The sequence below is a fragment of the Microseira sp. BLCC-F43 genome, assembly GCF_041929235.1.
Lineage (GTDB): Bacteria > Cyanobacteriota > Cyanobacteriia > Cyanobacteriales > Aerosakkonemataceae > Microseira.
Genome location: NZ_JBHFNP010000321.1, coordinates 1 through 16,776, shown reverse-complemented (window position 1 = coordinate 16,776; position 16,776 = coordinate 1). Strand labels below are relative to the sequence as shown.

Sequence of the window (16,776 nt, the reverse complement as noted above, 5' to 3'; positions counted from 1 at the left end):
GCAAGATGCCCATCCCACAAGAGATGTCCATCCCACAAGAGATGTCCATCCCACACAAGATGCCCATCCCACAAGAGATTAGAATTATAAAAATATCCGATTCTATGGAAAAGCCATCACCGCAGTCAGGAAAAGTACGCGCCCACGTTTTTGTTTCTGGAATTGTTCAAGGAGTTGGTTATCGCTACTATACTATAAATCAAGCCAGAAAAATGGGTGTTAGTGGTTGGGTTCGCAACCTGTTGGATAGTCGCGTTGAAGCTGTTTTTGAAGGCACTCAAGAACTGGTTGAAGCGATGATTCAGTGGTGTTATCAAGGAAGTCCAGCATCTGTTGTTGAACAAGTTGTATTTGAGTACGAACAACCAGAAGGAATTGAGGGTTTTGATATCAGGAGCTAATATGGCGATTGGCTAATAGCTAATCGTTAATAGCTAATAGTAAAAAGGCCATGAAATTAGCAATTAGCAATTAGCAATTAGCAATTAGCAATTAGCAATTAGCCTGATGATTTACCAGCAAGTTTTGCCACAGCTTGAACTAATTGATTTGGCTCAATGGGTTTGGCGATGTGCTGCTGAAATCCGGCTGATAAAGCTTGTTTGCTGTCTCCCTCTCCAGCATAGGCTGTAAGCGCGATCGCAGGCACTTTTCCGCCTTGGTCTGGGGGTAGGGCGCGGATTTGTCGCATCAGCATGTAGCCATCCATTTCAGGCATTCCAATATCGCTGACAAGCACATCTGGTTTGGCGCGAGGGAACTCGCGCAACGCTTGCAGCGCCGAAGGTAAGGCGATTACTTTTGCTCCATCTTGTTCCAACACGAAGGCGATAAAGTCGCGGGAGTCGGCATCATCATCAACTACGAGTATGTTTAATCCAGCTAGTGGTGAAGATTGAGTCATAAATTCTTCAGATCGAGCGGGGTGAGTTGCATTTTCAGGTTGTTGTTTTATCAAGGGCAATCTCACAGTAAAAGTGGAGCCAGTACCTTCACCTTGGCTCTCTGCAAAAACAGTACCGCCGTGAAGTTCAACCAATTGACGCACAATTGCGAGTCCCAATCCCAAGCCGCCAAATTTGCGCGTTATGGCACTATCTTCTTGGCGGAAATGCTCAAATACATAGGGCAAAAAGTCGGTATTGATGCCTTTTCCGTTGTCGGTGACTTGAATTTGAGCATAGGAAATTTCCGATTTATTTGATTTCAGATTTAAGATTTCAGATTGCAGATTTGAGCTATTATTTTTTTGTTCAATTTGCGTTGATCTTTCAATCTGAAATCTGCAATCGGAAATCTGCAATTTATTCAATTTGACTTCGACTCGACCACCTTGGGGAGTGAATTTAACCGCGTTAGATAAAAGATTCCAAACAATTTGCTGTAACCGCGCCGCATCTCCTGCAACCATGCCGACGTTAGGGTCTAAATCGGTCTGAATTTGAATATCTTTGGCTTGCGAGGCTAATTGCACCGTTTCGAGAGCAGCGGCAATCGCATTCGCCAGATTGACTGGAGCAATCTTGAGGTTGAGTTTACCGCGCAGAATGCGAGATACGTCGAGTAAATCTTCGATCAGTTGCGCTTGTAATTTGGCGTTGCGTTCGATTGTGGTTAAAGCTTCCGCTGTTTTTGTCGCATTCACTTTGCCAGTTTGCAGCAGTTTAGTCCATCCCAAAATCGGATTGAGCGGAGTTCGCAATTCGTGGGACAAAACTGCCAAAAATTCATCTTTGATGCGATTGGCTTGCTCTGCCTTTTCCCGTGCGACTTGCTCTTGTTGCAGAAGACGCTCCCGCTGTTGTTCGAGTTGTTTTTGATCTTCAATATCCGTCGCCGTACCAAACCATTTAACGATTTGATTTTGTTCATCTTTGAGCGCTATTGCTTGATGCAAATGCCAGCGATACATTCCATCCGCGCGTCGAATTCGACCTTCGGCTTGATAAAGAGTGCCATCTTTTTGAGCCGCCGCCCAGTTTTCGCTCAGAATCGGTAGGTCATCCGGATGCACGATCCCTTCCCAGCCTTGGGTTTGGGCTTGTGGGAAGGTTAAACCCGTAAAATCTAACCAGCGTTGATTGAGATCGAGCAACGCTCCCTCTGCGTTAGCTGTCCAGACCAATTGGGGGATAGATTCTGCCAAATACCGATAGCGTTCTTCGCTTTGGCGCAGGGTGATTTCTGCTTGTTTGCGCTTGGTAATGTCGGTCGTGAAGCCAAGAATACCAACGATTTGCCCAGATTCATCGCGGCGCAAACAACCGCGTTCCCAAACATCGATCCAGCGCCCGTCTGCGTGGCGGACTCGGTACTCGCCTTCATAGCGATCGCCTAAACTCTCTAACGACTGCATCCCTGATTCCATGCGAGCGAGGTCATCGGGATGAATCCGCTCGATCCACCATTCCCGCGTCGGCGCTGCGTCTTCTGCACGCACGCCAATCAGTTGATACAGTCCCTCAGAGCGGTAAACTTCGCCCGTTTGCATGTTCCACTCAAACACAATCCCATCAATTGCTAGTGTTGCCAAGCGGAATCGTTCGTTCATCTGCCGCAAGGCAGCTTCTACTTGCTTGCGAGCGTCAATATCCGTGGAAGTGCCGTACCATTGAACCACAATACCTCGTTCATCCCGAATCGGTACGGCACGGACTAAAAACCAACGGTAGGTATCATCCGATGCTCTCCTTATCCGCATTTCTACTTGGTAAGTCGTCTCAGATGCTAAGGCAGCACTCCATTGTGCTTGGGTTGATGGGATTTCATCGGGATGCATGAACTCAGTAGCGTGGGAGCCATCGCGGGTTTGTTCGAGTGTCAGTCCGCTGTAGTCGATCCACTGCTGACTGACATAATTCAATTCACCCAGTGCATCTGTTGTCCAGACCATTTGCGGCATGGCATTGGCAAGCTGACGAAACCGCTCTTCGCTTTGACTGAGGGCAGCTGCGGTTTGTTTGCGAGCGGTAATATCAACCCAAGTGACCAAGACGCAATCGTAAGGTTCGTGAGGCGGTGGGAACGTCAAGGTAACTAAAACATTGAGACGATTACCGTGCAACGTTTGCACCACGGCTTCTGCACAAAAGAAGGTTTCACCAGCAGCAATTGTCAGCAGTTCACCAACAAATACATCCATCGTTTCGGGCAGAAAAATTTGATTGAGAGATGCGAGGACTTGTTCTTTAGTTTGAGCCTCACACATTTGCAAGGTGATATCGTTTACATTCAGCAGTTTCACATTCTCGACTGCCCACTGCACAAACTCTGGATGTTGGGCAAAGTATTGGCGAAAATCCTGTACACCAGAGGCTTTTAACTCGTCGATCGCCACTTTGACAACAGAAAAATCTTCTTCCCAAATCGACACTCCTACAGCTTCAAAAATATAGCGGTATCGGCTTTCCTGTTTCGCCAGCGCTGCTTCGGCTTGTTTGCGATCGCTAATATGGCGAATGACAGCCTGAACGGCAGGTCTTCCTTGATACACGAGAGGAGCGGCAGCAACCTCGACCTCGACTATAGTGCCGTCTAAGCGCAAAAACTTTTCTTCCAGCAGCGGCACAGTTTGGTTTTGTTGCAGTTGTTGCATCCGCATTTTCACGATTTCTCGATAGTCAGGGTGAATAAAATCCATCACCGTTTTACCGATGAGTTGCTCAGATTCAGTTGCGCCCAACAAATCTAGGGCTGCTGGATTGACAAACTCAAATTTGCCGCCGCTTTGAATGAAAATGCCATCTGGAGAAAGTTCCACCAATTGGCGATAGCGTGCTTCACTTGCTCGCAGAGCGGCTTCTGTGCGTTTGCGATCGCTAATATCCATCGAATAGCCGATCATGCCGATGGGGGTTTGATTTTCATCCCGCAACAGCGACAGCGAAAGCAGCGCATCGATTAATTCTCCCGACTGGCATTGCATTTGGACTTCCACCTCATGTCCGCCTTGACGCAGCAGCGGTTCAATGATTTGGTGCTGGAGTACCTCCTGCATCTGGGGAGTTGGATAAAGCAGCGAGATATGTTGTCCCAATGCTTCAGCAGCCGAGTAGCCAAATAACCTTACCGCACCTTGATTCCAACTGATGATGTAGCCATTCAAATCTGTAGAAATGACCGAATCATGGATTTGGTTGATAATTTGGGCTTGTTGCCGTAAAGCTGCTTCTGTGCGCTTGCGATCGCTAATTTCCTGCACCATCGCGTTGACTCCCAGCACGCGATCGCAAGCCCCCTTGAGGGGATAGTAACTGACCAACCAATCGCGTTGGACTCCAGGCAGGGCGAGGTTAGTACCGCTTACTTCCAGATTCAGAATCGGTTCTCCCGACTCAATCACTTGCCGCAACAGTGGCTCCAGATCGTCAGCCTGTTCGGGCAAAATCTCCCGCAGCGTGCGTCCAATATGCTCAGAGACAGGTATGCCGTTGATTTCGGCAAGGTGTTCGTTGAGCCGAACGAATCGGAGATTTGTGTCTATAAAGCAAAGTCCGATCGGGGCGGTGCTGTAGATAGCCTCGATTTCTGCCAATTGTGGGTCGGCTGTTTTTTGGCAAGTTAATTCATCCTCGCTAATTGCCGAAAACGTGGTCATTACAGCATAGGGAGTCGTAGCATCGGCTTGAAACAGAGGATGGGAGGAAAGACACAACCAAATTAACTCCCCATTTGGCTTGTAAAAGCCCAAAACCACATTAAGACAGGGTTTGCCCGAAAGCAAGGCTGCCCGCGCCGGATACTCCTGATCGGGGTGAGTTGTCTGCCAAAGCGAATCAAACGAGGTCGTGCCAATCAGTTGTGCAGCGGTGTATCCTAGCAACTGTTCCGCCGCCGGATTGCAAGCCAAAATCGTACTATCAGCGGACTGAAGCACCATGCCAATGTCGCCGCCAGCATCGATTAAATTGGTCTGGTTACTAACGCGAACGGTTTTCACGATTTCAAATACTGATTCTTTTGTTTATCCTGCCCTAGATTAATCTACACGAACATAAAGAGTGGCGTTCGCAGCTTTGCACCATAGATCAAAAGGCTACTCCCCCAGCCCAAACATCCATCTTTGGAATGAAAAAAAGCGCGATCGCTGGCGTGAAATATATTTTCTTTGGCGCGATCGCTTGCCTGGGATCTGGCATAGACTAGAAACCGGGTTTCTCTGCAAAATCGTGGCAACAGAACTAGAAATCGACGCAGAAACCCGGTTTCTGGGATCAAACAGCGACGCAGAAACCGGGTTTCTCTGCCAAATCGTCCCACAAGAACTAGAGACCGACCCAGAAACAAACAAACCGGGTTTCTCTGCCAAATCGTCCCACAAGAACTAGAGACCGACCCAGAAACCCGGTTTCTCTGCCAAATCGTCCCACAATAACTAGAGACCGACCCAGAAACAAACAAACCGGGTTTCTCTGCCAAATCGTCGGACAAGAACTAGAGACCGACCCAGAAACAAACAAACCGGGTTTCTCTGCCAAATCGTCGCACAAGAACTAGAGACCGACCCAGAAACCCCAAACAACTACAGCGGATTGCAAGTGAGTGAGGTACCACCCGACCGCTGCAATCTGCGTACGTGGCTTTGATCGTAACGAAAGTTTAAGCGTTGGTAACGACAGCTGCAACGTTGGTAACGACAGCTGCAACGTTGGTAACGACAGCTGCAACGTTGGTAACGAAAGTTTAAGCGTTGGTAACGACAGCTTCAACGTTGGTAACGACAGCTGCAACGTTGGTAACGACAGCTTCAACGTTGGTAACGACAGCTTGAGCATTATAGCGGATTGCCAGTGAGTGAGGTACAGCCTTAAGGCGAAGGAATGCAATAGCGGCTGCCATTAATGCTTGCCGCTATTGCATTCCGAAGGTGTACCTCATACGGCTGCAATCCGCTGTAGAGACCGAGGCAGAAACCCGGTTTCAAACCAAGAAACCGGGTTTCTCTGCCAAATCGTGGCCCAACAACTAGAGACTGCCGCAGAAACCCGGTTGCAAACCAAGAAACCGGGTTTCTCTGCCAAATCGTGGCACAAGAACTAGAGACTGCCGCAGAAACCCGGTTTCTCAGATCGTTTAATTGTGAATTGATCGCACTTCCTCCACAGTCAAACTCAGCGCTTCTGCAACTTGTTCTACACTCAAACCGATTGCCAATAATCGAGGTACAGCATCCCTTCGCGCCTGCTCAGCATTTTCAGCTCTTTGGCGCTCTTGCTCAGCTTTTTGGCGCTCTTGTTCAGCGTGCAAGCGTTCCAGTTCAGCTCGTTCTGCACCCGTCAGCAGCAAATTTCCCTCTCGATCCCACCATCTTAACCACCGTTGGGTTTGGTTTTGATAGCTTCCTTCCCACAATCCTAATTCGACACCTATCTGTGGGATAGGATAGTGACCCCGTTCGTTAGGGGAAATTGTTTGATAGCGTCCACCAACTAGGTTGTATACCTCCAATTTGCCTTTACTAATTTCATAGATACCGTAGTAGGGAATTCGCATGATGCACTCGTATACCCAGAACTTCCCTGGTTTGGTAACCTCTCCTGTTTCAGAATAAGACAGAGGCGTTCGATCTCGTTCTTCTGTGCCATCGCCGCTAGCAAACTCCAAAGCAATTAATGGAGCCAAAAATTCCCGCCAAATCACATAGGAACGGCGAATTTGACCATCTAGCAGCGGGGGTACGTTAGGCACGTAAAACCAATCTGGTGCTTCTGCGCCTTTTTCTGGGGGATCGGTTTCGCGCCAGTAAATGCCGCAGTCTTGTCCAATTGCATATTGTCCATCGGGATGGAGTTGCTGCAAAACTGGACCTAGAGAATCGGTCAAAATAATACTTTGGGGATGCTCCTGAAAGTTTTTCACAAAAGTTCCATCTTCCTCCGGTAATTGAGTGTGGTCGGGAAATGGAGGCGGCAGTTCAACGGGAGTTAAAATTTCAGTCATCAGTCAGCTCCCTTAATGTTTGATAATTCTCTATTTTCGCAAAGCTGAGAAATTTTAGCCGCAGCGCGTATGTGCAATATGCCATCGGCGCGTGCATAGCAAGTATCGTTCCCCTCTCTTTGTCAGAGAGGGGATGAGCGCCTAATCGTTCACAGTCAAGTCAAAAATCACTGAAAGATTCGCGTTGGGTATCAATCGCCGCAGTACCTGGAGGACGATCCAGCGCTTCGTTACGCCGCCGAAACCGGGCAACAGTTATCCGCTGCATATTTGGCAGATGACGAATGATCCTCCAGGGATAAAGTTTTGCTCGGTAGGTCTGTTGTGTTGGTATCATAAACTAATCCTTCCCACTTTGTGGGGTATGGGAAATATGGCGTTCGCTCGCTCAGTTTTCCAGGCTAGAGAGCGAACGCTATTCAAATGAAATTAAACGATAACTACTTATCGTTTCTCAAGAGCAGAATGGGATTAGTTAGGTTAAAAATTCGAGAACTGGCGGATGAAAAGGGTTGGACGCTCAAAGATGTTGCCGATCGTGCTAACGTTCACTCTAGTCGGATTTTAAAGCTTGAATTAGCTCTTTAAATAATAGCCGTACTGCTCGCGCAGCAACGCGAGTGCGTACCAGTTTAATTGGGCGACCTGTAGATTTTTCTGCGTCAATGATTTCTCCAAGTCGCTTGCCGATTTCATTGGCAGGGCGCGATCGCCGAGGCTCGATGCGGGTAAACACCCATTGCCACAGAGCAAGGCGGCACAAGTCCGAACCACCTACCCGATCCAAGTCTCTGTCACCACTGGCGTCCTTCCCTGGTGCAACCCCTAACGCTTTCATAAATCGGCGCAAGGACAAGCGATGCTTGGTTGGTTTTCCCGACTTTCTCCCTTTTCTAATAAGTACTTCGGGCTTGCCGCTTTTGTCCAAGTAATTCGACAGCGGGTAAATCTGACTAATAAGGATAGATTGCACCCGCAGCCCAAAACCGAAACGGGCGAAAACTTTCCTATAGGGGATGAATTCCGGAGCATCGATGAGATGCATTAGCTCGCGGTCTATGGCTATTTCTTCCCTTTGAAGGTGGCAAATGCGTTGGGCGTGGAGCCTAACAGCATCGGTAATGCCCAAACCAACTGAAGATTCAAGCATTTGCTCATACTTCAACGCCTCCTTCTCCCCTGCAAGCCACGCCCATAGTAGGGGAAGATTTTCAGAAAGCGAGTGCCTCTGCGATTTCACCAACGCCACTTCTGGAAATTGCCACGCCAAATCTTGCCGTAAGCGATTGATTATCGGGCTTTGTACCCGGTTAAGGTGAGCCAATCTCAACACTAACTGCCGTATTCGGGTAATCGGATAGTCGCGCAGTTGAATAAATCGACGTAGCGATTGATGGTTGTCAAACCAGTAGCAAGCTAAAGCCAGCGCGTCTGCGTCGTCATCCTTGTTGTCCAGAAAGCCTAGATGTTTTCGGTAAGCCTTTAATTCTGCATGACCGACCAAATACACCATTACACCTGCCCAAGCTAAATGAGTACCCCACAATCGCTGGTAATTTATCCCAGTTGGTTCGCAAACCGCAACATTTGGTTTTAATGCGAGTAACGCACTAATGCCGCTTGCATTGGCATCAAAGTGGTAGAAATTGCAGTCAAAATAAAATTGTCTAGGTTCGGTGGGCTTTTCTAATAATAAACAGCAAGCAACAGAAGACTTTGAGATATCAAGCCCCAAAACTCTCACTATTCCTCCTAGCGCTGGGTGAGATTTAAAAAACCCCCGCAACGTGCCAAAGAATCACCCGAAAGCCAAAGCCCCAAGGCTAGCTTAATTCACTCTCAAGGCATCTCCCAATGTGGGCGCGGTAGGGTACGGTAATTTGAGCTTATGAATAACTGAAAGCCTTTATAGCTTGTTTCTTTCTCAAAGCCACAAATTCCGGCGAAATGATGTGGACTCATCCCGCGACTTCCCCCATTGTTAAGGGGGAAGTTTCGCCAATTGAGTTTAGATTGGCTCTTCAGGCGGATTAGCAATGTTTAACGAGTTTAGAGTGTCTATTGATAGCAGTTCAACCATCCCAATAATTTTTTTAGCTTCCTCACCTGCAAAGGTGTCTATGCTGTCCTCAACCCCTGCCCAGGTAATTGTGACAGACAGTTCGTCATTTTCATTACCACCTTCATCTTTATGGATGTAAATATCTCGAATGTCGGCGAAATTAATAAAGCGGCAGGTACTGATGCGGACGAAGTGAGACATATTACCTCTATAATGGTACAAAGAAGATGTTGTCCTGGAGCGATCGCATGATTTGAACTAATCGTGCGATCGCTTGCCATTTTGAGGCGCGCGCGGTTGAGTATGCAGGGTGCTTTGTTATATTCGGGGTCGGCATATCGCGTTGGCAAGGATAGCACCCAATCGTTGTTGCACGCTTGGAGATTTGTTTGGCTCATCAAGCGGGGTTTGTGGAAGAAAAAAGTTAGCATTAATCTTGCGCGCTTTCTCCCATTCGGCAATAAATTTTTGTGCTTCGTCGTTTTCAAGATGCTCATAAGCACTTTCATCATCATCATCATAGTTATTATTCCAGCGAATAGTAACCGTTAGCGTGTTGTTAAACGCGGTTGGTGAAGTAACCGTCAAAGTACGGATTGCAGCGAGGTTAATCCAGCAATTGTCAACTTTTATGAAAAACATGTCAGGGTCTTTTATAATGGATGATATTTCTCTGAAATCTGATAGAGGAGCGCCTTTGCCTAGATAGCGCTCCTATTCCTCCAAAATCTTCACCGCCATATCGTAATGCCGATCGCGATTTGGGGGTTTGACAATCTGGAATTTGTTGGTAAACGGGTTGTAGGTCAAAAGAAACATCTTGTAGCTAAAAAGCCCTGGTGGTTGCAGCACCCAATAACTTTCTCTCGCTTTTTGGATGCACCAACCTTCTCGCCTAAAACAAGTGATGATATCTTCTATTGTTTGGGTCATAATGGAATTTGTCCTTCTCTAACTCGCGCTAAAAATTCCTCAAATTCCTTCAGGGAATCCTCGCTTAAATTGTCGAGCAACCTGTGAATAATTGCTCTACCTAATAGCAGAGATTCAAACTTAGAGCATTTGCACTTTCGTTTTAGCTTTTGCAGGAAGATTAGCACTTCAGCAGAAAAGTTGTCACTGGCAATTTGGATTTGTTCTTCGGTTACTTGCATTAGTCGCTCCATCAATTAAATTTGAAATTTTAGATTTTAGCTGGTCTGGTGAATTGGTTGAATAGCTTTCTTCTACTAGCTGCCTTAAGTCTTCTAACCAATTCAATTCTTTAGACTCTGAAGAATTAACTGAAATTTTATCGTCGTTACTATCAATTGATTCTGTTGCTGAGTCAGGTTCGGGTTGGGTCTCAACTTCTGTTTCTGCGTCTAGCTTTCTATCATCTAGCAAAGCTTCTAGATAATCATCAGGGGTCATTCCAGCTTCCCGTGCTGCCCGTTCCCACTTTTCGCGAGTGGAAGTGCGAATGTATACTTTCTGCTTTTTGGGTGGGTCGGGATTCTCTTCCACGATTTCGGCAATTTTGTTCCCGGTGATGTGATGAGTGGGAAGGTTGCTAATAACTTTATTCCAGCTCTCAACTAGCGCTTCATCAGGTGTCGGAGGAATTTCAACACCCTCTGGTACGTAACCATCATCAATCGCAGTTCCATACTTCTTTTTAGCTGCTTCGTAGACAATAGCAGCTTTTTGGTAAACCCTTACAAGCGGTCGAGCTTGGTATTCACAAACTGGAACCTGCGGTGATTGAAACCCTAATTTGATTAATTTGAGACAGATTTTGGCGGCGTCAATAATTTTATTAACGTACCACTCGCTTTTACCAATTATTTTTTGGCAGTATTCGGCGAAAGTTTGGCAGATTCGACTAGCATCTTCAAACTTTTCATAAAGTCTGTATTGCCGCACGCAATCGGCAACTAATCCCACTCGAACATAACTCAATAAGTAGGATCTAATCTCCTCGGTTGCCCATTCAGGGTCAACGCGGTCATAGTGGAGGTACAATGTATCTGCATATTCCAACAAGCTATCAATTGATGGGTCAGGATAACCTTCTCGCTGTTGTATTTCTGCTTTCAGTGTATCAGTATAAACGATGTCAGAGAAAGGAAATAGATGTTGATTTTTGGGGTTTTTACGTTGGCTATTGGTCATATTGTTTAAAGAAAATAGTTGTTTTTATCTCTTCAGTAACGGATTTCTTATGTTTAGCTTAGCGTCTTCTTTGTTAACGAAGCGCTCGATGATGTGCCAATGGGTTTTTTGGCAGAACAATACTACCCAAGGTTTGTTGATGTCTTAATAAGAAAGGTTCATTGTTTCCTCAATTATTGGGAAGAAATGCTCGCGGAAGGGCCATCCAACGCGCGAGCGTTAATTGGGTTGAAGATGATGTTCTTTCATGTTTGATCGGCGTCTAGGTATCACCTCCTTAAAATTGAACGTCGTCTGCATCAAGCTCAAGCGCTATGTTGCCCCGCACGATTGCGGGAATTGGCGGCAAGTAATTGCTACCATCAAAAATACTAATCGTACGAATCATGGTTTTACTCCAAACCATTTCTCTAAGTGGTTAAGGTAAGCTTCTCCAATTTCAAATTGAGCGCCTTTGCAGCCGAGTACATCGGCGATGATATCTTCCTTGCTCGCTCCCTCGTTTAAAGCCTTGTTAATGGCTTTCCAAGATGCAGCATCCATTGTTTTTGGGAATTGGGATCTAAAGTCTGGAGTAATCTCTTCCTCTAGTTCCTCGTCACCTTGCCACGAAACAAATTTTTGTTTCATGGCGCGATGTTCTGGGCTTCCCTCTGGACATCCCCAGGTTTGACTTATTACCGAATCAATCGGCAGTCCTTCTGCCAACAAGTAACCAGCATTGGTGAATTTATCGGTGATGTTGATTTCGTCGGCTTGTAGGATTTCTCCCTCTGGCGTTCCGAATTCATCCATCAAGGCTTTCATCTCATCTAGAAACAGTAACCGCTGACTTTTAGACGCCATTGCCAAACGGTGTTTGACGCCTTCAAGTAATAGCTGTTTCTTCCCGATTGCCTTTATAGCTGCTACTTCACTGTCTATCTCGTCGGCTAGCACGGTTTCACTGCCAAGGCTTAAAGCCCCTAATGCACAAAGTCCGGCGGCTAGCAGTAAGAAGAGTTTCTGGTGCTTGTTGTCCTGGTAAATTTTGGCGATTAACTTGGACTTTTTAAAGTCAAAGCCCCAAGGTAAGGTAACGTCACTTTCGGTCAGGATAAAGTTACGGGTGTAACTCTGACCAAGCGCGTTTTTTTCGACTTGCCGGTACACTTGCAGTTTCTGCAATGGGTAAGCGAAACTGCCAGTCAAACAGGTAATGGAAGCGCAACTGAGGGCGATAAATAACCGCTTATTTTTTGCTAGCTTTTCCATCGGTTTGTTCCCGTTGGTAAAGTACGTATGATGCGGTGATTATGACTGCTAAAGCGGTAACGGTCAAAGTCACCACCATTTCTGGTGAAACGTATTTTTGGTGAACCTCGATTAAATCCCAGTAACCGCCAATCGTACCAATCAGCAGCGCTCCACCAACTACGATTGCTAAATCCTTGTTTCCTTCGGCGATGGCGATGATGTAACCGCAGTAACCTAGCACTCCCAAGCGTAGTAACATGATGGGAAAGTGGAAAGGAGGATTGAGGCGAGCTAGGTAGGCAGCACCGCAACTAATAGAGGCGTAAAGTACGAGTTCGTTGGCGTTTTTCAGGTGTCGCAACATTTTTACCCTCGGTTTTGGTTGGGTTAGGGTGAGGTAAAACTCACCCTATTAACTGCTTAATCTTTGTAAGCGCTCAGAACGTAATCAGCAATTTTCTGCTGGCGTTCTCCGCTAAGCTTGATGCGCTCGGCTTTGCCTTCGGTCAGAATCTTTTTGTTAGATTCTAAGACTTCAAATTCAACGTCGATGAGTTTGGATTCTTCGCCGTAAACTGTTTTGTCGTAGTAGTTGACGTAAGCCGCCGTGCGTTTTTCCTTCAGCTGGTTGCGAACGTTGGTACGGTGTTCGAGTTTAGTTGTTCTCGACTTGTAGCCCGCCATTGCCAGAAATATTTCTGCCGTTTCTTTGTCCAGCTTTTCTCCGTGTTGAATAGCTGCTTTGGTTAACAGCTTGTGGAACTGTGCCAGCTTGATTTGGTGCGCGCATCAGGCGGCGAATCTGGCGCAACATTTCAGGGAGAAGTTTGCTATCGGCTGTTACCATGTCGGCAATCTTCCGAATCGCTTTCACGTTCTCTGCCATCTTGCCGTCGAGGGCGATGTTAGCCAAATCGAACGGGACGCCGTACTTACTACCCAGCGCAGTCAGCTTGCTTTGAATCGCTGGGGGAATTAAAATCTTTGCATCTGCGGTTTGAACGACACCAGCTTTGAATTTCACTTGCTCCTTTGTGGATTCAAGGCTGGTTGTCGTCTTAGGTACTGGTTTTTTAATGTCCATTTGAGTTTCTTAGAAGAATATGCGGTAGACGCTAGCGCCACCTACGGGAACGGTTGACATCGTATTGAGGCACAGCGCTCGACTAGCGCCAGCCTTTGTGTAAACGAGAGTGCCGTTAGAGTCGAGGGCGAAAGGAGTACCAACGGTAACCTCATCCCAATCGACAGGGGTTTGTTGAACGATGAGTTCTTTCTTGACGATGGTGGTATTGCCGATGGGCTTGAGGATCGGTTTTGACTTTTTCTTCTTCGCTCCTTTGGCGAGCTGATATTGCTTGACTTGCTTGCAGAGTCGCTTGTAGTCGTCTTCGGTGATGATTGGGATATTGGGTATCAAGTCTGCTGCCATATTTAGCTACCTCTTTTTTGGGTTAGGGTTGGGTGTTTGTTAGCTCAGTTCTGGCTGTCACTTACTAGAGTTCTGCCAGAGTTCTGCCAGAGTTCTGCCAGAGTTTTGGCTAACTTTTGCCTAAACTGCAGAAGCTACGTCGCTACGATTTACCAAAAGGTAGAAAGGTAGGTTGAAAGCCCCTGCCTAAAAGGCAGGGGATGAAAACCAGGGGGCAGGATTTATCCTGCCTGTCGATGTAGAGCATTAAATTTTAATGCAAAAAGATATTACCAGCGGTAAAAATGATAATATTTAAATTGTGTTAAAAGAGGTGATTTGCTTGTACGGATGCCAGCAAGAACTAATACCAAACACCAAAGAGTTAACGCCTGTGCTAGAGTACTTGTGCAGCGAAATTAACGATCTAACAAACTGTGGCATCTACTATGCTCGCCAGATTTATTTTAAAACTGGAAGAATCTTGTCCGGCAAAGCAGGAAGTGCGGGGCTGTGCAAGGAGATGAAATCTTCTTTGCATTACGGTGCAGTTTACTCTCAAGTTGCACAGCAAGCGCTTAACGGCATCGCTGAATCTTTTAAATCGTTTCAAGAGTTAATCAGTTCCTACAAAAAGGGCGAATTAGAAAATAAGCCTCGTCCACCCAAATACCGTAAATCAAACGGCATGGCGATTGCCACCTATCCCAAGCAAGCCTTAAAGCTAATAGGAAAGCAAGTGCGCTTGCCGATGGGACAGCTTTGTAAAACTTGGTTTGGGGTAGAAGCATTCTGGTTAACAATGCCATCGAACCTGCGGTTTGAAGACATCAAAGAAGTTCGTGTTTTACCTCGCAATCGATGCTTTTATGCCGAGTGGGTGTATCTTCAAAAGACTATATCGGTTGAATTAGATCCATCGCGGGTTCTGGGCATTGATAGCGGAGTGACCAACTGGTTGACGTGCGTCAGCAACGTCGATACGTCTTTCATTATTGATGGGAGACATGTCAAATCGCTCAACCAATGGTTTAATAAATCAGTCGCCAAAATCAAAGAAGGCAAGCCACAAGGATTTTGGTCGAAGCGCCTTGCCCATCTAACGGAAAAGCGCAATCGGCAGATGCGAGATGCCATTAATAAAGCGGCAAGGATAGTAATTAACCACTGCTTGGAACGTAAGATTGGGCGCATTGTTTTTGGTTGGAATCAGGGGATTAAACAAGAGATAAATATTGGCAAGCGCAACAACCAAGCTTTTGTTCAAATCCCGACGGCTAAATTAAAATGCCGCATTGCTCAATTATGCAAACAATACGGCATACAGTTTGTTGAAACTGAAGAAGCTAACACATCGGCAGCATCTTTTTTGGACGGCGATACAGTTCCTAAATACGGTGAAAAACCCACAGACTGGAAGTCGTCAGGAAAGCGAGTGAAGCGCGGATTGTTTCGCAGGAGCGAACAACTTTTATGTCAACGCAGATGCTAACGGTGCAGCTAATATACTACGAAAAGTAGCCGGAATGCAAGGACTCGATCTAAGCAGACTGAGTAGGGGGACTTTGACCTCCCCGCCCAGGATTTTCCTGTGGAAATTGGCAAGTGTAAAGCTCTGCAATGCGTATGCGTGACCATTGCAGAGCCTCCTTGTAGAATCCCCCGTCTTTTAAGCGGGGGAGGGTCAACTTAATCCCGATTCCCCTCTCATCCAAGTGCGTAATTAAACTGCGCCTGGTTGAGTGGGTACTAATCCCTTTCGCTTGATAGCCGGTTTTCTCCAATGCCACGCGCAAGAAAGCGTCCGCCGTTTTGAACGAAACGTGATTGCCTTTCTTTTTGCAGCTGTTGCTGGGAAATAGCCACTCACTTGCCGGGATTTTGTAGGCTTGAAGTTTTTCGTTCAAAACTGGATGAACTGGTACTTGCCGCGTTTGGCGGCGCCCACTAGGGTCGGCTTTTCGAGTTCGGGCGCGAAACGTAATGTATTCGAGCGGGCGACTATTTAGGTAAACATCGTCAACTCGCAGTGCCACAATTGCACCCCACCTTTCGCCGGTGTAATAGGCGATATCCCAAAACAACTGATGCCAGCCATTCAACACCCGACGAATTTTTAAATACTCAGACTCAGAGATTATTTGTGCTTGTCCGTGTCTGCAAATTTTAGGCATATATTTTTTGGAAGTTTTCCAGTTTTTAGCAGGAAAAGTTCTAAATAAATCGTTACTGTTATATCCATGTCACACTAAAAGTCTTGGTTCGTCAAGGGTGCAGCTATTTTTGGAGATTAGAAGTTTTAAGTGAAACTGGAAATGACAAATCAGATGGCAACCGATTAAATATTAACAAGTACGTTAATAACTCTTGTTTGTTTTTATGGCAGAAGAGCCAATCATTGTTAATCGCGCAATTAACTTAACTGCCAGCAGCGGGACGAACTTTGTAGAGATTTATTCCCCCGGTGATGGATTAAATGGTTATGTTGCTGATTTGATAGCAACGGTAGATATTACTTCAATTGCACCCTTGCCCAGTCCACCAGCAGCTTTGGACCTGGAAACCGAAATGCAGCGGGACGACCGCTATCAAGAATTGATTCGCAATGCACCAGCGAAGTATCTAGGGATTTATCAATCACTTTCCGGAAGCAGCGATCACATCCTCAGAACGCGGCTGGCACTTTGGAATTCTAGACCAGCATACGAAGAGGATGTTATTTCCAGAATAACCAGCTTAGAAAACCTAGTATTAGCTCCTGGGGTGAAACTATGGGCGAAGGTAGAAGATATCGGCAACTCTGGCGCCCTTGCCAGCACCGATCGAGTTAGCCTTTGACACTCCGCGAGCTAAAGCTGCGCGGATTCTCCAGATTTTCTGCCGTATTTGCTGGATTTCCGAATGTCAGCAACAGTATACTGAGTTAAGTCGCACAAACTTAACTGAATACTTGTTTGCTCATAGGCATGGTTCC

Annotated in this window: 20 protein-coding genes and 1 pseudogene; 5 read left to right on the top strand and 16 right to left on the bottom strand. The window is 46.4% G+C overall.

Annotated features, from left to right (window positions below; all coding sequences use genetic code 11):
• Nucleotides 1–5 precede the first annotated feature (5 nt).
• Complete coding sequence (locus ACE1CM_RS42995; protein WP_374885485.1) at nucleotides 6–401, top strand: acylphosphatase; 396 nt, start codon at nucleotides 6–8, stop codon at nucleotides 399–401.
• 98 nt (nucleotides 402–499) lie between these two features.
• On the opposite strand, the gene ACE1CM_RS42990 is transcribed toward ACE1CM_RS42995, so the two are convergent.
• Nucleotides 500–4,939 (bottom strand): PAS domain S-box protein, encoded by a 4,440-nt coding sequence (locus ACE1CM_RS42990; protein WP_374885483.1) that lies wholly within the window; start codon nucleotides 4,937–4,939, stop codon nucleotides 500–502.
• A 76-nt stretch (nucleotides 4,940–5,015) separates the two neighbouring features.
• Here ACE1CM_RS42990 and ACE1CM_RS42985 point away from each other — a divergent pair, with 76 nt between their 5' ends.
• Nucleotides 5,016–5,327, top strand: a complete 312-nt coding sequence (locus ACE1CM_RS42985) for a hypothetical protein (protein WP_374885481.1) — start codon at nucleotides 5,016–5,018, stop codon at nucleotides 5,325–5,327.
• Nucleotides 5,328–5,682: 355 nt separating this feature from the next.
• Here the strand turns inward: ACE1CM_RS42985 and ACE1CM_RS42980 are convergent, their stop codons facing one another.
• The 3 genes from ACE1CM_RS42980 to ACE1CM_RS42970 all read right to left on the bottom strand — a co-directional run bounded on the left by ACE1CM_RS42980 (nucleotide 5,683) and on the right by ACE1CM_RS42970 (nucleotide 7,276).
• Nucleotides 5,683–5,838 carry a hypothetical protein gene (locus ACE1CM_RS42980; RefSeq protein ID WP_374885480.1) on the bottom strand — a complete coding sequence of 52 codons (156 nt, stop codon included), beginning with the start codon at nucleotides 5,836–5,838 and terminating at the stop codon, nucleotides 5,683–5,685.
• 234 nt (nucleotides 5,839–6,072) lie between these two features.
• The gene (locus tag ACE1CM_RS42975; protein ID WP_374885479.1) at nucleotides 6,073–6,939 is read right to left on the bottom strand and encodes a Uma2 family endonuclease; all 867 of its coding nucleotides are present in this window, start codon (nucleotides 6,937–6,939) and stop codon (nucleotides 6,073–6,075) included.
• Nucleotides 6,940–7,099: 160 nt separating this feature from the next.
• Entirely contained in the window at nucleotides 7,100–7,276 is a 177-nt protein-coding gene (locus tag ACE1CM_RS42970) for a hypothetical protein (protein ID WP_374885478.1), read from the bottom strand.
• Nucleotides 7,277–7,404: 128 nt separating this feature from the next.
• On the opposite strand from ACE1CM_RS42970, the pseudogene ACE1CM_RS42965 reads away from it, so the two are divergent.
• Nucleotides 7,405–7,503: pseudogene (locus tag ACE1CM_RS42965) on the top strand (XRE family transcriptional regulator); the annotation flags it as partial.
• On the opposite strand, the gene ACE1CM_RS42960 reads toward ACE1CM_RS42965, so the two are convergent.
• The 11 genes from ACE1CM_RS42960 to ACE1CM_RS42910 form a co-directional block, all read right to left on the bottom strand.
• Nucleotides 7,493–8,683: a transposase gene (locus ACE1CM_RS42960; RefSeq protein ID WP_374885476.1), complete on the bottom strand. Its 1,191-nt coding sequence runs from the start codon at nucleotides 8,681–8,683 to the stop codon at nucleotides 7,493–7,495. The pseudogene ACE1CM_RS42965 and the gene ACE1CM_RS42960 overlap by 11 nt on opposite strands.
• Nucleotides 8,684–8,947: 264 nt before the next feature.
• Nucleotides 8,948–9,202 (bottom strand): hypothetical protein, encoded by a 255-nt coding sequence (locus ACE1CM_RS42955; protein ID WP_374885475.1) that lies wholly within the window; start codon nucleotides 9,200–9,202, stop codon nucleotides 8,948–8,950.
• A 117-nt stretch (nucleotides 9,203–9,319) separates the two neighbouring features.
• On the bottom strand, nucleotides 9,320–9,643 hold the full coding sequence (locus ACE1CM_RS42950) for a hypothetical protein (protein ID WP_374885474.1): 324 nt from the start codon (nucleotides 9,641–9,643) through the stop codon (nucleotides 9,320–9,322).
• Nucleotides 9,644–9,715: 72 nt separating this feature from the next.
• Nucleotides 9,716–9,934, bottom strand: a complete 219-nt coding sequence (locus tag ACE1CM_RS42945) for a hypothetical protein (protein ID WP_374885472.1) — start codon at nucleotides 9,932–9,934, stop codon at nucleotides 9,716–9,718.
• Nucleotides 9,931–10,155, bottom strand: coding sequence for a hypothetical protein (locus ACE1CM_RS42940; RefSeq protein WP_374885471.1), 225 nt, complete (start codon nucleotides 10,153–10,155; stop codon nucleotides 9,931–9,933). The genes ACE1CM_RS42945 and ACE1CM_RS42940 overlap by 4 nt, the downstream gene beginning before the upstream one ends.
• Entirely contained in the window at nucleotides 10,118–11,155 is a 1,038-nt protein-coding gene (locus ACE1CM_RS42935; protein WP_374885470.1) for a hypothetical protein, read from the bottom strand. Before ACE1CM_RS42935 ends, ACE1CM_RS42940 begins: the two co-directional genes overlap by 38 nt.
• Before the next feature lie 384 nt (nucleotides 11,156–11,539).
• A complete protein-coding gene (locus tag ACE1CM_RS42930; protein ID WP_374885469.1) occupies nucleotides 11,540–12,409 on the bottom strand; it encodes a hypothetical protein in 870 nt (289 codons plus the stop codon).
• Entirely contained in the window at nucleotides 12,387–12,755 is a 369-nt protein-coding gene (locus ACE1CM_RS42925; protein WP_374885468.1) for a hypothetical protein, read from the bottom strand. Before ACE1CM_RS42925 ends, ACE1CM_RS42930 begins: the two co-directional genes overlap by 23 nt.
• A 56-nt stretch (nucleotides 12,756–12,811) precedes the next feature.
• Nucleotides 12,812–13,075, bottom strand: coding sequence for a hypothetical protein (locus ACE1CM_RS42920; protein ID WP_374885466.1), 264 nt, complete (start codon nucleotides 13,073–13,075; stop codon nucleotides 12,812–12,814).
• Nucleotides 13,047–13,475: a hypothetical protein gene (locus tag ACE1CM_RS42915; protein ID WP_374885465.1), complete on the bottom strand. Its 429-nt coding sequence runs from the start codon at nucleotides 13,473–13,475 to the stop codon at nucleotides 13,047–13,049. Before ACE1CM_RS42915 ends, ACE1CM_RS42920 begins: the two co-directional genes overlap by 29 nt.
• 9 nt (nucleotides 13,476–13,484) lie before the next feature.
• Complete coding sequence (locus tag ACE1CM_RS42910; protein ID WP_374885464.1) at nucleotides 13,485–13,823, bottom strand: hypothetical protein; 339 nt, start codon at nucleotides 13,821–13,823, stop codon at nucleotides 13,485–13,487.
• Nucleotides 13,824–14,124: 301 nt separating this feature from the next.
• Between ACE1CM_RS42910 and ACE1CM_RS42905 the strand changes: the two genes are divergently transcribed.
• Nucleotides 14,125–15,294, top strand: a complete 1,170-nt coding sequence (locus tag ACE1CM_RS42905) for an RNA-guided endonuclease InsQ/TnpB family protein (protein WP_374885463.1) — start codon at nucleotides 14,125–14,127, stop codon at nucleotides 15,292–15,294.
• A 49-nt stretch (nucleotides 15,295–15,343) separates the two neighbouring features.
• On the opposite strand, the gene ACE1CM_RS42900 is transcribed toward ACE1CM_RS42905, so the two are convergent.
• Nucleotides 15,344–15,976 (bottom strand): tyrosine-type recombinase/integrase, encoded by a 633-nt coding sequence (locus tag ACE1CM_RS42900; protein ID WP_374885462.1) that lies wholly within the window; start codon nucleotides 15,974–15,976, stop codon nucleotides 15,344–15,346.
• A 205-nt stretch (nucleotides 15,977–16,181) separates the two neighbouring features.
• On the opposite strand from ACE1CM_RS42900, the gene ACE1CM_RS42895 reads away from it, so the two are divergent.
• Nucleotides 16,182–16,640: a hypothetical protein gene (locus ACE1CM_RS42895; RefSeq protein WP_374885461.1), complete on the top strand. Its 459-nt coding sequence runs from the start codon at nucleotides 16,182–16,184 to the stop codon at nucleotides 16,638–16,640.
• Nucleotides 16,641–16,776: the final 136 nt, after the last annotated feature.

What these genes read in the sequence shown, in the direction of transcription:
- ACE1CM_RS42995 (WP_374885485.1), top strand. Translation starts at nt 6, where the DNA reads ATGCCCATCCCACAAGAGATGTCCATCCCACAAGAGATGTCCATCCCA.
- ACE1CM_RS42980 (WP_374885480.1), bottom strand. Translation starts at nt 5,838, where the DNA reads ATGGCAGCCGCTATTGCATTCCTTCGCCTTAAGGCTGTACCTCACTCA.
- ACE1CM_RS42975 (WP_374885479.1), bottom strand. Translation starts at nt 6,939, where the DNA reads ATGACTGAAATTTTAACTCCCGTTGAACTGCCGCCTCCATTTCCCGAC.
- ACE1CM_RS42970 (WP_374885478.1), bottom strand. Translation starts at nt 7,276, where the DNA reads ATGATACCAACACAACAGACCTACCGAGCAAAACTTTATCCCTGGAGG.
- ACE1CM_RS42955 (WP_374885475.1), bottom strand. Translation starts at nt 9,202, where the DNA reads ATGTCTCACTTCGTCCGCATCAGTACCTGCCGCTTTATTAATTTCGCC.
- ACE1CM_RS42950 (WP_374885474.1), bottom strand. Translation starts at nt 9,643, where the DNA reads ATGTTTTTCATAAAAGTTGACAATTGCTGGATTAACCTCGCTGCAATC.
- ACE1CM_RS42945 (WP_374885472.1), bottom strand. Translation starts at nt 9,934, where the DNA reads ATGACCCAAACAATAGAAGATATCATCACTTGTTTTAGGCGAGAAGGT.
- ACE1CM_RS42940 (WP_374885471.1), bottom strand. Translation starts at nt 10,155, where the DNA reads ATGCAAGTAACCGAAGAACAAATCCAAATTGCCAGTGACAACTTTTCT.
- ACE1CM_RS42935 (WP_374885470.1), bottom strand. Translation starts at nt 11,155, where the DNA reads ATGACCAATAGCCAACGTAAAAACCCCAAAAATCAACATCTATTTCCT.
- ACE1CM_RS42930 (WP_374885469.1), bottom strand. Translation starts at nt 12,409, where the DNA reads ATGGAAAAGCTAGCAAAAAATAAGCGGTTATTTATCGCCCTCAGTTGC.
- ACE1CM_RS42925 (WP_374885468.1), bottom strand. Translation starts at nt 12,755, where the DNA reads ATGTTGCGACACCTGAAAAACGCCAACGAACTCGTACTTTACGCCTCT.
- ACE1CM_RS42920 (WP_374885466.1), bottom strand. Translation starts at nt 13,075, where the DNA reads ATGGCGGGCTACAAGTCGAGAACAACTAAACTCGAACACCGTACCAAC.
- ACE1CM_RS42915 (WP_374885465.1), bottom strand. Translation starts at nt 13,475, where the DNA reads ATGGACATTAAAAAACCAGTACCTAAGACGACAACCAGCCTTGAATCC.
- ACE1CM_RS42910 (WP_374885464.1), bottom strand. Translation starts at nt 13,823, where the DNA reads ATGGCAGCAGACTTGATACCCAATATCCCAATCATCACCGAAGACGAC.
- ACE1CM_RS42900 (WP_374885462.1), bottom strand. Translation starts at nt 15,976, where the DNA reads ATGCCTAAAATTTGCAGACACGGACAAGCACAAATAATCTCTGAGTCT.
- ACE1CM_RS42895 (WP_374885461.1), top strand. Translation starts at nt 16,182, where the DNA reads ATGGCAGAAGAGCCAATCATTGTTAATCGCGCAATTAACTTAACTGCC.